This window comes from Klebsiella sp. BDA134-6, assembly GCF_015601345.1.
In the GTDB taxonomy this organism is placed as follows: domain Bacteria; phylum Pseudomonadota; class Gammaproteobacteria; order Enterobacterales; family Enterobacteriaceae; genus Klebsiella; species Klebsiella grimontii.
This window is the reverse complement of record NZ_CP064784.1, coordinates 4,999,762-5,012,037: the sequence shown is the minus strand read 5'-3', so window position 1 is coordinate 5,012,037 and position 12,276 is coordinate 4,999,762. Positions and strand designations below refer to the sequence as shown.

General features: G+C 58.3%; 11 protein-coding genes and 1 other RNA gene. 8 read left to right on the top strand and 4 right to left on the bottom strand.

The annotated features are described in order from the left end of the window. Positions 1 to 99 precede the first annotated feature (99 nt). The 3 genes from IYV58_RS23135 to zapA all read right to left on the bottom strand — a co-directional run bounded on the left by IYV58_RS23135 (position 100) and on the right by zapA (position 1,352). Complete coding sequence (locus IYV58_RS23135; protein WP_049114439.1) at positions 100 to 696, bottom strand: 5-formyltetrahydrofolate cyclo-ligase; 597 nt, start codon at positions 694 to 696, stop codon at positions 100 to 102. Positions 697 to 797: 101 nt separating this feature from the next. Then, a non-coding RNA gene (gene ssrS, locus IYV58_RS23130) (6S RNA) lies at positions 798 to 981 on the bottom strand. Positions 982 to 1,022: 41 nt separating this feature from the next. Next, the gene (gene zapA, locus IYV58_RS23125) at positions 1,023 to 1,352 is read right to left on the bottom strand and encodes a cell division protein ZapA (protein ID WP_004105598.1); all 330 of its coding nucleotides are present in this window, start codon (positions 1,350 to 1,352) and stop codon (positions 1,023 to 1,025) included. A 165-nt stretch (positions 1,353 to 1,517) separates the two neighbouring features. On the opposite strand from zapA, the gene IYV58_RS23120 reads away from it, so the two are divergent. From IYV58_RS23120 to IYV58_RS23085, 8 genes are all read left to right on the top strand, one after another. Then, positions 1,518 to 2,096, top strand: coding sequence for a YecA/YgfB family protein (locus IYV58_RS23120; RefSeq protein ID WP_087828548.1), 579 nt, complete (start codon positions 1,518 to 1,520; stop codon positions 2,094 to 2,096). 29 nt (positions 2,097 to 2,125) lie between these two features. Beyond that, complete coding sequence (gene pepP / locus IYV58_RS23115; protein WP_004125002.1) at positions 2,126 to 3,442, top strand: Xaa-Pro aminopeptidase; 1,317 nt, start codon at positions 2,126 to 2,128, stop codon at positions 3,440 to 3,442. Further along, positions 3,439 to 4,617, top strand: coding sequence for a 2-octaprenyl-6-methoxyphenyl hydroxylase (gene ubiH, locus IYV58_RS23110; protein WP_142470264.1), 1,179 nt, complete (start codon positions 3,439 to 3,441; stop codon positions 4,615 to 4,617). Before pepP ends, ubiH begins: the two co-directional genes overlap by 4 nt. Before the next feature lie 10 nt (positions 4,618 to 4,627). After that, the gene (gene ubiI, locus IYV58_RS23105) at positions 4,628 to 5,830 is read left to right on the top strand and encodes an FAD-dependent 2-octaprenylphenol hydroxylase (RefSeq protein ID WP_004125000.1); all 1,203 of its coding nucleotides are present in this window, start codon (positions 4,628 to 4,630) and stop codon (positions 5,828 to 5,830) included. Between the two features lie 420 nt (positions 5,831 to 6,250). Further along, positions 6,251 to 7,345, top strand: a complete 1,095-nt coding sequence (gene gcvT, locus IYV58_RS23100; RefSeq protein WP_049114444.1) for a glycine cleavage system aminomethyltransferase GcvT — start codon at positions 6,251 to 6,253, stop codon at positions 7,343 to 7,345. A 22-nt stretch (positions 7,346 to 7,367) separates the two neighbouring features. Further along, a complete protein-coding gene (gene gcvH, locus IYV58_RS23095; RefSeq protein ID WP_049114442.1) occupies positions 7,368 to 7,757 on the top strand; it encodes a glycine cleavage system protein GcvH in 390 nt (129 codons plus the stop codon). Positions 7,758 to 7,901: 144 nt separating this feature from the next. Further along, the gene (gcvP, locus tag IYV58_RS23090; protein ID WP_142468410.1) at positions 7,902 to 10,775 is read left to right on the top strand and encodes an aminomethyl-transferring glycine dehydrogenase; all 2,874 of its coding nucleotides are present in this window, start codon (positions 7,902 to 7,904) and stop codon (positions 10,773 to 10,775) included. Positions 10,776 to 10,835: 60 nt separating this feature from the next. Next, entirely contained in the window at positions 10,836 to 11,579 is a 744-nt protein-coding gene (locus IYV58_RS23085; RefSeq protein ID WP_195729284.1) for an SDR family oxidoreductase, read from the top strand. 109 nt (positions 11,580 to 11,688) lie between these two features. On the opposite strand, the gene IYV58_RS23080 is transcribed toward IYV58_RS23085, so the two are convergent. Beyond that, complete coding sequence (locus IYV58_RS23080) at positions 11,689 to 12,180, bottom strand: protein disulfide oxidoreductase (protein ID WP_004124982.1); 492 nt, start codon at positions 12,178 to 12,180, stop codon at positions 11,689 to 11,691. Positions 12,181 to 12,276: the final 96 nt, after the last annotated feature.

The window sequence follows — 12,276 nt, the reverse complement described above, 5'->3', positions numbered from 1 at the left end:
GCATATTAACTGAGAGAATGCAGGAGGGAGGTTCGCCTCCCTCACCCTTTACCCAGGAATTTAGGTGAAAAAAACAGCAATGTCAATTGTTCGGGCGTTTTACCAGAGCCAGGTTTTTGACGGCGTGATGACCGCTGGCAGCGGGATATCCCACTGCTCCGTCGGTAGCGCGTCGACCTGCTGGCAATCATGCGCGTAGCCGACCGGCTGCAGGCGATGCCGCCGCCAGTTTTGCAGCGTCCGGTCGTAAAATCCGCCGCCCATACCCAGACGCTGTCCGGCGGCATCAAACGCGACCAGCGGCGTTACCAGTACATCCAGCCGGCTAAGCGGGAGGACATCGCGCACGTCGAGCTTCGGTTCGCGGATTTTCAGACGATTCACCACCAGATCGCTGCTTGGGTGGTAGTGCAGAAACAGAAGATTGCCGGGGCTGAACGGATGAAGCACGGGGAGATACACCCGTTTGCCCGCCCGCCAGAGCTGATCAATCAGCGGCCGCGTATCCAGCTCGCCGTCAAACGAAAGAAATACCGCGACCGTCTGCGCGAGCAGAACCGGCGTATACGCCATCATTCTGTCCGCCGCCTGGAGGGCGAACTGGGTTTGCTGCTCCGGCGTTAGCGCGCGTCGGCGCTGGCGGATCTGCTGACGAATTTGCTGCCTGGTATAGGGGGGATCTGACAGTAGAGTCATACCTGAGTCTCATCGGTAAGCAAACGATACAAACAGGCGTAGTTTAATACACGACGGCAAAAGCCGAAAATTAACTTACGGGGGATGAAACGAAAAAGAAGGGAATCTCCGAGATGCCGCCGCAGGCTGTAACCCTTGAACCCTTGGTTCAAGGTGAATGTGTCGTCACAGTTTTAAGGCTTCTCGGACGGGCCGAGCATGCTCACCAACCGTGGAGCGCCACATTCTTGTGGTATGAAATATCGGCTCAGGGGACTGGCCCGCTTGCAAACATCTCAGAGAAATTTTGTTCTTGCGATTACTCTAACACAGTTAAATGCAAAGTGTTATTCAAACTTCTGCCCGGGTCTTTCGCTTATGCGACCTTGCTCAAGCAATGCTTGTTCGATGGTCTGCTGAAGCATCCGAATACGCTGCTCCATGCTGGCGGCGTAGTCGCGGGTTTTCGCTTTTTCCTGAGTCAACTCATAGCTGATGTTCAACGCGGCGATGAAGACCAGCTGCTCAGTATTTGTGACTCTAGTGCGTTCTTTTAAATCTTGCAACCGCTGATTCAGGTCGTCAGCTGCCTGGTTTAAGGCATCCCTTTGTTCAGGCGGGCAATTCACTCGTAGTGAACGGCCAAAAATTTGGAGATCTACGGGTTGTGCAGACATGCCACCTTCCTGCTGATTGACTGCGCGGCCTTCACGCCCTGGGAGGGTCTGCGAAGGGGCGACACTATAGCTACCCTGGTTTTAAGATACAAGCCCTATTCTGGTTCACCAGGGTCCAAAGTGGTAGCATATCATGAATATTCCTCCCAACGATGACGAATGCGCATGTCTATACAGAACGAAATGCCTGGCTATAACGATGTAGACCAGTTACTGAACCAACAAGGGGTGGGATTAACCCCTGCCGAAATGCACGGTTTGATCAGCGGGATCCTGTGCGGCGGCAACAAAGACAGCAGCTGGCAGCCGTTGGTGCACGATCTGACCAACGAAGGTCTGGCCTTTGGCCATGAGCTGGCGCAGTCGCTGCGTAACATGCATTCCGCCACTAGCGATTCGCTGGAGGACGACGGCTTCTTATTTCAGCTCTACCTGCCGGATGGCGATGCGGTGAGCGTGTTCGATCGCGCTGATGCGCTGGCGGGTTGGGTAAACCATTTCCTGCTTGGACTGGGCGTGACGCAGCCCAAGCTGGATAAAGTGAAAGACGAAACCGGCGAAGCCATCGACGACCTGCGCAATATTGCTCAGCTTGGGTATGACGAAGACGAGGATCAGGAAGAACTCGAAATGTCTCTGGAGGAGATTATCGAATACGTACGCGTTGCCGCGCTACTGTGTCACGACACCTTCTCTCTCCAGAAACCCACCGCGCCGGAAGTGCAAAAGCCGACGCTACATTAATAAATTCATTAAATCGTTCAGGGGGCGTCATGACTCAGCAGGAATTTCTCTCTCGTCGCCAGGCTCTACTGGCGCAGATGCAACCGGGCAGCGCAGCGCTCATTTTCGCCGCGCCGGAAGCGGTACGCAGCGCAGATTCGGAATATCCCTACCGGCAGAGCAGCGATTTTTGGTATTTCACGGGCTTTAATGAGCCCGAAGCGCTGCTGGTATTGATTAAAAGCGATGAGACGCACAACCACAGCGTGTTGTTTAACCGCGTGCGCGACCTGACCGCTGAAATCTGGTTTGGCCGTCGCCTTGGGCAGGAAGCTGCCCCCGAGAAGCTGGGCGTCGATCGCGCGCTGGCATTTAGTGAAATCAATCAGCAGCTGTTCCAGCTCCTTAACGGCCTCGACGCTATCTACTTTGCGCAGGGCGAATATGCCTACGCCGACGAAATCGTGTTTAACGCGCTGGAAAAACTACGCAAAGGCGTGCGGCAGAATCTACAGGCGCCGAACTCGGTCATTGACTGGCGGCCGCTGGTGCATGAGATGCGCTTGTTTAAGTCGCCAGAAGAGCTGGCGGTGATGCGCCGCGCAGGCGAGATTTCCGCCCTTGCGCATACCCGTGCGATGGAAAAATGCCGCCCGGGGATGTTTGAATATCATCTGGAAGGCGAGATCCTCCACGAGTTCAACCGTCACGGCGCGCGTTTCCCTTCTTATAACACCATCGTGGGCGGCGGCGAAAATGGCTGCATCCTGCACTACACCGAAAACGAATGCGAGCTGCGCGACGGCGATCTGGTGCTGATTGACGCAGGCTGCGAATACCGCGGCTACGCGGGCGATATCACCCGAACCTTCCCGGTTAACGGCAAGTTCAGCCCGGCGCAGCGCGAGATTTACGACATCGTCCTTGAATCTCTGGAAACCTCGTTGAAGCTCTATCGCCCCGGAACCTCGATCAACGAGGTTAACCAGCAGGTGGTGCGGATTATGATTACCGGCCTGGTGCGCCTGGGGATCCTGAAAGGCGAAATTGATGAGCTGATTGCTAATAACGCCCATCGTCCTTTCTTTATGCATGGCCTGAGCCACTGGCTGGGTCTCGACGTGCATGATGTCGGCAGCTATGACATCGACCGCTCGCGTATTCTCGAACCGGGAATGGTGCTTACCGTTGAGCCTGGGCTGTATATCGCCACGGATGCCGACGTTCCGGCCCAGTACCGCGGCATCGGCATTCGTATTGAAGACGACATCGTCATTACTGAGGACGGCAACGAGAATCTCACCGCCGGGGTAGTGAAAAAGGCTGATGATATTGAGGCGCTGATGGCGGCGGCGCGCCAGCTATGAGCATCCTGATCGTTGGCGGCGGAATGACCGGCGCGACGCTGGCGTTAGCGATATCTCGCTTAACCGGCGGTACGCTGCCCGTGCATCTGGTTGAAGCATCCGCGCCGGAATCCGCGCAGCATCCGGGTTTTGACGCCCGCGCCATCGCCCTGGCTGCTGGTACCTGCCAGCAGCTGGCGCGCGTGGATATCTGGCAAGAGATAGCCGACTGCGCCACGGCCATTCAGCGCGTGCATGTTAGCGACCGCGGCCATGCGGGGTTTGTCACCCTCGAGGCTGAGGACTATGGGCTGGCGGCGCTGGGTCAGGTGGTTGAGTTGCACGATGTCGGCCAGCGCCTGTTTGCGCAACTGCGCAAAGCGCCGGGCGTGACGCTGCACTGCCCTGCCAGGGTGGAAAATGTCAGCCGCAGCGAAGAGAGCGTGAGCTTGCAGCTGGATAACGGCGAAACGCTCAGCGGTAAGCTGCTGGTCGCCGCCGACGGTTCGCGCTCCACTCTGGGAGCCCGCTGCGGTATCAGCTGGCAGCAACAACCCTATGAACAGCTGGCGATTATCGCCAACGTCAGTACCGCTCAGCCGCATAGCGGGCGCGCGTTTGAACGCTTTACCCCACACGGTCCGCTGGCGATGCTGCCTATGTCGCAGGGCCGCTGCTCGCTGGTGTGGTGCCATCCGCAATCGCGGCATGAAGCGGTTCTGAGCTGGTCTGACGAACGCTTTTGTCACGAGCTTCAGCAGGCGTTTGGCTGGCGTCTTGGCCGGATCGTCCAGGCCGGAAAGCGCAGCGTCTATCCGCTGTCGCTGACCTCGGCTACCCGCACGGTTGCGCATCGTCTGGCATTGGTCGGCAATGCGGCGCAAACGCTGCATCCTATCGCCGGACAGGGGTTTAACCTCGGTCTGCGGGATGTGATGAGCCTGGCGGAAATGCTGGCGCAGGCGCATGCTGACGGAGAGGATCCGGGTAGCTATCCGCTTTTAAGTCGCTATCAGGCCCGGCGCGCCGCAGATAAAGCCGCCACCATCGGCGTGACCGATGGGCTGGTGCATCTGTTCGCCAATCGCTGGTCGCCGCTGGTAGCGGGGCGCAATCTGGGCCTGATGGCGATGGAATTATTTACCCCGGCGCGCGATGCGCTGGCGCAGCGTACCCTCGGTTGGGTCCCCCGTTAAGGAGTGAAACGTGCAAAGTGTTGATGTCGCTATTGTTGGCGGTGGAATGGTAGGACTGGCCGTTGCCTGCGGTTTACAGGGCAGCGGGCTGCGCGTTGCGGTGCTGGAACAGGCCGCGCCTCAGCCTTTGAGCGAGGATGCGCCGCCGGCGCTGCGGGTGTCGGCGATTAACGCCGCCAGCGAGAAGCTGCTGAACAAACTGGGCGTCTGGCAGGATATTATCGCCCAGCGCGCCAGCTGCTACCACGGTATGGAAGTGTGGGACAAAGACAGTTTTGGCCGCATCAGCTTTGATGACCAGAGCATGGGTTTTAGTCACCTTGGGTATATTATTGAAAACGCCGTGGTTCACCATGCCCTGTGGAAAAATGCACAGCGCTGTGCAGACGTCACCCTGCTGGCTCCGGCGCAGCTGCAGCAGGTCGCGTGGGGGGAGAACGAGGCTTTTCTTAGCCTGCAGGACGGCAACATGTTAACCGCCCGGCTGGTGGTTGGCGCCGACGGGGCCAATTCATGGCTGCGCAATAAAGCCGATATTCCGCTGACCTACTGGGATTATCACCATCATGCGCTGGTTGCCACTATTCGCACCGAAGAGCCGCACGAAGCGGTGGCGCGTCAGGCGTTTCACGGTGAAGGGATCCTCGCGTTCCTGCCGCTGAGCGATCCGCACCTTTGCTCTATTGTCTGGTCGCTCTCTCCTGAAGAGGCGGAGCGGATGCGGGCGGCGGACGATGCCGCTTTCAATCAGGCGCTGAATATTGCCTTCGATAACCGCCTCGGCTTATGCGCCGTGGAGAGCGAGCGCCAGGTCTTCCCGCTCACCGGCCGCTATGCGCGTCAGTTTGCCGCCCATCGTCTGGCGCTGGTCGGCGATGCCGCCCATACCATTCATCCGCTGGCGGGGCAGGGCGTCAATCTTGGCTTTATGGATGCCGCCGAGCTGATCGACGAACTGAAGCGCCTGCACGCGCAGGGCAAGGACATCGGCCAGCATCTGTATCTGCGTCGCTATGAACGCAGCCGCAAGCATAGCGCCGCGGTGATGCTGGCGGGGATGCAGGGTTTTCGCGACATGTTCTCCGGCAGCCATCCTGCGAAAAAGCTGCTGCGGGATATCGGCCTTAAGCTGGCGGATACATTGCCCGGCGTGAAGCCGCAGCTTATTCGTCAGGCGATGGGGCTCCACGACCTGCCTGCCTGGTTACGTTAAGTACATCACACTTCTCTCACCCGGCCTCGCGCCGGGTTTTCTCCTCTCATTTGAAATAATCTAATTTCACCTCGTTTTTCGCATTAGTTTTATTAATGTTACCTTTTTTTTGTTATAGAAATTAGGCTCATCATTTCGCAGAAAATATCATCATGCGCTGCTTTTTCACTTTATTAGTTTAATTTTATGCGGTTTAACCCGCTTTATTGCAGCCGAAAACTCTGTAGTCTCTTTAGCTGATTTTAGTCATAAGCTAATGTGATGTCCTGACCAGGCTTATGGTTTAGTGTGGATATCGGTGGTAAGTTCAGGCCAAAGAGAACGTTTGCGTCAGCGTCCGTTAGCGATGCCGGCGGCGTTTTTCGCGGCGCAAAAACGCCAGAAATAGTGGCTGGTTCCGTTTTATTCGATGAGGAAAAGATGGCTCAACAGACTCCGTTGTTTGAACAACACACGCTATGCGGCGCGCGCATGGTGGATTTCCATGGCTGGATGATGCCGCTGCATTACGGATCCCAGATTGATGAGCATCATGCGGTGCGCGGCGATGCCGGAATGTTCGATGTGTCGCACATGACCATTGTCGATTTCCACGGCAGCCGAATCCGCGAGTTTCTGCGCTATTTGCTGGCTAACGACGTAGCGAAGCTCACCGTGCCAGGTAAAGCGCTCTATAGCGGCATGCTGACCGCCTCCGGCGGCGTCATTGATGACCTGATTGTTTATTTCCTTTCTGAAGACTATTTCCGCCTCGTTGTTAACTCCGCCACCCGTGAAAAAGATCTCGCCTGGATCACCGAGCAGTCTGAATCTTATGGTCTTGAGATAACCGTGCGCGACGATCTTTCCCTGATCGCAGTCCAGGGGCCCAGGGCGAAAGAGAAAGCGGCGACGCTGTTTACCGATGCGCAGCGTCAGGCCGTGGAAGGCATGAAGCCGTTCTTTGGCGTGCAGGCTGGCGATCTGTTTATTGCGACCACCGGTTATACCGGCGAAGCGGGCTATGAAATCGCGCTGCCGAACGAGCAGGCGGTAGATTTCTGGCGCGGCCTGCTCGATGCGGGCGTTAAGCCATGCGGCCTCGGCGCGCGCGATACGCTGCGCCTGGAAGCGGGCATGAATCTTTACGGCCAGGAGATGGACGAAGGCGTCTCTCCGCTGGCGGCTAATATGGGCTGGACCATTGCCTGGGAACCGGCTGACCGTGATTTTATCGGGCGTGAAGCGCTGGAAATGCAGCGTGAAAAAGGCACCGAGCAACTGGTGGGCCTGGTGATGACCGAGAAAGGCGTTCTGCGCGGCGGCCTGCCGGTGCGCTTTAGCGATGCCGACGGCAATCAGAAAGAAGGCATTATCACCAGCGGCACCTTCTCCCCGACGCTGGGCTACAGTATTGCGTTAGCGCGCGTACCGGAAGGCATCGGTGAAACCGCCGTAGTGCAGATTCGCAACCGCGAAATGCCGGTCAAAGTGACTAAACCTGTTTTTGTACGCAACGGCAAAGCCGTGGTGTGATTTCCCTTTTGGAGATGAATTGATGAGCAACGTACCAGCAGAACTGAAATACAGCAAAGAACATGAATGGCTGCGTAAAGAAGCGGACGGCACTTATACCGTTGGTATCACCGAGCACGCGCAAGAGCTGCTTGGCGATATGGTTTTCGTAGACCTGCCGGAAGTGGGCGCCGTCGTTGAAGCGGGCGCAGACTGCGCGGTTGCCGAATCCGTCAAAGCGGCTTCCGATATCTACGCGCCGATCAGCGGCGAAATCGTTGCCGTCAATGACGAGCTGAACGACTCCCCTGAGCTGGTCAACAGCGAGCCGTACGCCGGCGGCTGGATCTTTAAAATCAAAGCCAGCGACGAAGCTCAGGTTGCCGCGCTGCTGGATGCGACCGCATACGAAGCTCTGTTAGAAGACGAATAAATACGCTTCATCCTTCACGCTGCAGGGGCGTTGGCTTCCTGCTACGCCAATGATTTTGCGTATTCTGGCCCGGTAAGCATCAGTGCTCGCCGGGCAAACCAGTCAGACAATCACGATTCACCGCACGTTCAGGAACCATCGCTCATGACCCAGACTTTAGGCCAGCTTGAAAACCGTGACGCCTTTATTGAACGTCACATCGGCCCGGACGCCTTGCAGCAGCAGGAGATGCTGAAAACCGTTGGCGCCGATTCGCTTAACGCCCTGATTGGCCAGATTGTGCCGCAGGATATCCAGCTGGCGACGCCGCCGCAGGTGGGCGAGGCAACCACGGAATTCGCCGCGCTGGCGGAACTCAAGGCGATTGCCGGTCGTAACAAGCGCTTCAAGTCGTACATTGGCATGGGCTACACCGCCGTGCAGCTGCCGCCGGTGATTCAGCGCAACATGCTGGAAAACCCGGGCTGGTATACCGCCTATACGCCTTATCAGCCGGAGGTTTCTCAGGGCCGTCTGGAATCGCTGCTGAACTTCCAGCAGGTGACCCTCGACCTGACCGGTCTCGATATCGCCTCGGCCTCGCTGCTGGACGAAGCCACCGCCGCCGCGGAGGCGATGGCGATGGCCAAACGCGTAAGCAAACTGAAAAACGCCAACCGTTTCTTCGTCGCCGCCGACGTTCACCCGCAGACTCTGGACGTGGTGCGCACCCGCGCGGAGACCTTCGGTTTCGATGTGATTGTCGATGATGCGGAAAAAGCGCTCGACCATCAGGACGTCTTCGGCGTACTGCTGCAGCAGGTGGGCACCACCGGCGAGGTTCACGATTACAGCAAACTGATTGCTGACCTGAAAGCGCGCAAAGTGATTGTCAGCGTCGCCGCCGATTTTATGGCGCTGGTTCTGCTGACCGCCCCGGGCAAGCAGGGCGCGGACATCGTTTTTGGCTCCGCCCAGCGCTTCGGCGTACCGATGGGCTACGGCGGCCCGCACGCGGCTTTCTTTGCCGCCAAAGATGAATTTAAACGCTCCATGCCGGGCCGTATTATCGGCGTATCGAAAGATGCGGCGGGCAATACCGCGCTGCGCATGGCGATGCAGACGCGCGAGCAGCATATTCGCCGCGAGAAAGCGAACTCCAATATCTGTACTTCTCAGGTGCTGCTGGCCAACATTGCCAGCCTGTACGCGGTATTCCACGGTCCGGCTGGCCTGAAGCGTATCGCCAGCCGTATTCACCGTCTGACCGATATTCTGGCCGATGGTCTGCAGAAAAAAGGCCTTAAGCTCCGCCATGCGCACTACTTCGATACCCTGTGCGTTGAGGTTGCCGATAAAGCCGCTGTGCTGGCGCGGGCGGAAGCGCTGCGCATTAACCTGCGCAGCGATATTCATCATGCCGTCGGGATCACCCTTGACGAAACCACCACGCGTGAAGACGTCCTGAATCTGTTCCGCGCCATCATTGGCGACGATCATGGCCTGGACATCGATACCCTGGATAAAGACGTGGCCCTCGATAGCCGCTCGATCCCCGCCAGCATGCTGCGCGACGATGCGATCCTTACTCATCTGGTGTTTAACCGCTACCACAGCGAAACCGAGATGATGCGCTATATGCATGCGCTGGAGCGTAAGGATCTGGCGCTCAACCAGGCGATGATCCCGCTGGGCTCCTGCACCATGAAGCTGAATGCCGCCGCCGAGATGATCCCTATCACCTGGCCGGAATTCGCCGAACTGCATCCGTTCTGCCCGGTCGATCAGGCTGAAGGCTATCATCAGATGATCGCTCAGCTCTCCGACTGGCTGGTTAAGCTGACCGGCTATGATGCGGTCTGCATGCAGCCGAACTCCGGCGCGCAGGGCGAATACGCGGGCCTGCTGGCAATTCGTCATTACCACGAAAGCCGCAACGAGGGGCATCGCGATATCTGCCTGATCCCAAGCTCTGCGCACGGCACCAATCCGGCTTCCGCGCAGATGGCGGGAATGCAGGTGGTAGTGGTGGCCTGCGATAAAAACGGCAATATCGATCTGGCGGATCTGCGGGCGAAAGCCGAGCAGCATGCGGCGAACCTCTCCTGCATCATGGTGACCTATCCGTCCACCCACGGCGTTTACGAAGAGACCATTCGCGAAGTGTGCGAAGTGGTGCATCAGTTTGGCGGCCAGGTTTATCTCGATGGCGCGAACATGAACGCCCAGGTTGGCATTACCTCTCCGGGCTTTATCGGCGCGGACGTCTCGCACCTCAACCTGCATAAAACCTTCTGCATTCCGCACGGCGGCGGCGGCCCGGGTATGGGGCCGATCGGCGTGAAATCGCACCTCGCGCCGTTTGTACCGGGCCACAGCGTGGTGCAAATTGAAGGCATGCTGACCCGCCAGGGCGCGGTTTCCGCTGCGCCGTTCGGCAGCGCCTCCATTCTGCCGATTAGCTGGATGTATATCCGTATGATGGGCGCAGAAGGGCTGAAACAGGCGAGCCAGATGGCGATTCTGAACGCCAACTACATAGCTACACGGCTGAAAGACGCGTTCCCGGTGCTGTATACCGGCCGCGACGGTCGCGTGGCGCACGAATGCATTCTGGATATTCGTCCGCTGAAAGAAGAGACCGGCATCAGCGAGCTGGATATCGCTAAGCGACTGATTGATTTTGGTTTCCATGCACCAACCATGTCCTTCCCGGTTGCCGGTACGCTGATGGTTGAACCAACCGAATCGGAAAGCAAAGTGGAGCTGGACCGCTTTATCGATGCGATGCTGGCGATTCGCGGCGAGATCGACCGCGTGAAAGCCGGCGAGTGGCCGCTGGAGGATAACCCACTGGTGAACGCGCCGCATACCCAGGGTGAACTGGTGAGCGAGTGGAACCATCCGTACGCCCGCGAACTGGCGGTCTTCCCGGCAGGGCTGAACAACAAATACTGGCCGACCGTTAAGCGTCTGGACGATGTTTACGGCGACCGTAACCTGTTCTGCTCCTGCGTACCGATGAGCGAATACCAGTAATCTGCTGATTAGACTATCTTTTAAAGGCGCTGCGGCGCCTTTATTTTTTGGGAGAATGGCATGACGATAGCACTGGTAACGGGCGGCAGCCGGGGAATAGGTAAAGCGACGGCGCTGCTGCTGGCGCAGGAAGGTTATACCGTGGCGGTGAATTACCACCAGAATAGCGCCGCCGCGATCGGCGTGGTGAACGAGATTATCGCCAGCGGCGGCAAAGCCGTTGCGCTACGGGCGGACGTCAGCGATGAAGCGCAGGTGATGGCGATGTTTGCCTCGATCGACCGTCTCGGCGAACCGCTCTCCGCACTGGTCAATAACGCCGGGATTTTATTTACCCAAGGGACGATTGAAAGCCTTAGCGCCGAACGGATTAACCGGGTGCTGGCCACCAATGTGACCGGTTACTTCCTCTGCTGCCGGGAGGCGGTAAAGCGGATGTCGCACAAGCACGGCGGTAAGGGCGGGGCGATTGTGAATGTGTCGTCCGCGGCGTCGCGCCTCGGGGCGCCGGGGGAGTATGTGGATTACGCCGCGTCGAAAGGTGCGGTAGATACTCTGACCACTGGCCTGTCGCTGGAGGTGGCGGCGCAGGGGATTAGGGTTAACGGCGTGCGTCCCGGCTTAATCTATACCGACATGCACGCCAGCGGCGGTGAGCCGGGGCGCGTGGATCGCATGAAGTCGATGCTGCCCATGCGGCGCGGCGGGCAGCCGGAGGAGGTGGCTCAGGCCATCGTCTGGCTGCTAAGCGATAAGGCTTCCTACGTTACCGGCAGCTTCCTCGAGCTGGCGGGCGGAAGATAATCGGCAGCTCGTTTCCCGGGGGGCGGCTAACGCCTTGCCCGGGCGACAAAATCTGCATACCGCACCCCATCCGTAGCCCTGCTAAGCGCAGCGCAAGCAGGGAAATGCCCTACGACGCCAGCCACAGCCGCAGGCGCATCCCCCAGCCGCTGGTCCAGCCGGTGGTGATTGACTTAACCTCGCCGCGTGAAATCACGATCAGGGTCGGCGTGACCTGCACTTCCCACCGTTGGGATAGCTGACCTGTAGCGTCATTGATCGTCGGCAGCGCCGTTTTTTTATGCGCCAGCCAGCGCGTCAGGGCGGCGTTGTCGCCGGAACGGAGCGCTACCGTCATGACGTTGCCGCCATCGTCGGCCAATGCGGCCACCGAAGGCGTGGTATAGCGGCAAACGCCGCACCAGGTGGCCCAGACGTACAGCAGCAAAGGGCGCTCGTGGCTCAAGGCCGCCAGATCGACCGTTCGGCCATCAAGCGTTTGCAGCGGCGTGCTGGAGAAATTCTGCGGCAGCGCGGGCCTGCGCAGGTAATCCACCGCCAGGCTAACGGCGGCGACAATCAGCAGCCATATCAGGATCTGTCTGAAGACGTTTAGCATCATTTTTCTACATAGTGATGCGCCGGAAAGGCCGGCAGCGTGCGGCGTTGATTCGCGGAGTAAGCGTCAGCGGCTCAACGTTTGATGTGGTTTATCTTA

Excerpts from the sequence above, each read along its gene's own strand:
- IYV58_RS23135 (WP_049114439.1), bottom strand. The coding sequence starts at position 696 with ATGACTCTACTGTCAGATCCCCCCTATACCAGGCAGCAAATTCGTCAG.
- zapA (WP_004105598.1), bottom strand. The coding sequence starts at position 1,352 with ATGTCTGCACAACCCGTAGATCTCCAAATTTTTGGCCGTTCACTACGA.
- IYV58_RS23120 (WP_087828548.1), top strand. The coding sequence starts at position 1,518 with ATGTCTATACAGAACGAAATGCCTGGCTATAACGATGTAGACCAGTTA.
- pepP (WP_004125002.1), top strand. The coding sequence starts at position 2,126 with ATGACTCAGCAGGAATTTCTCTCTCGTCGCCAGGCTCTACTGGCGCAG.
- ubiH (WP_142470264.1), top strand. The coding sequence starts at position 3,439 with ATGAGCATCCTGATCGTTGGCGGCGGAATGACCGGCGCGACGCTGGCG.
- gcvT (WP_049114444.1), top strand. The coding sequence starts at position 6,251 with ATGGCTCAACAGACTCCGTTGTTTGAACAACACACGCTATGCGGCGCG.
- gcvH (WP_049114442.1), top strand. The coding sequence starts at position 7,368 with ATGAGCAACGTACCAGCAGAACTGAAATACAGCAAAGAACATGAATGG.
- gcvP (WP_142468410.1), top strand. The coding sequence starts at position 7,902 with ATGACCCAGACTTTAGGCCAGCTTGAAAACCGTGACGCCTTTATTGAA.
- IYV58_RS23085 (WP_195729284.1), top strand. The coding sequence starts at position 10,836 with ATGACGATAGCACTGGTAACGGGCGGCAGCCGGGGAATAGGTAAAGCG.
- IYV58_RS23080 (WP_004124982.1), bottom strand. The coding sequence starts at position 12,180 with ATGATGCTAAACGTCTTCAGACAGATCCTGATATGGCTGCTGATTGTC.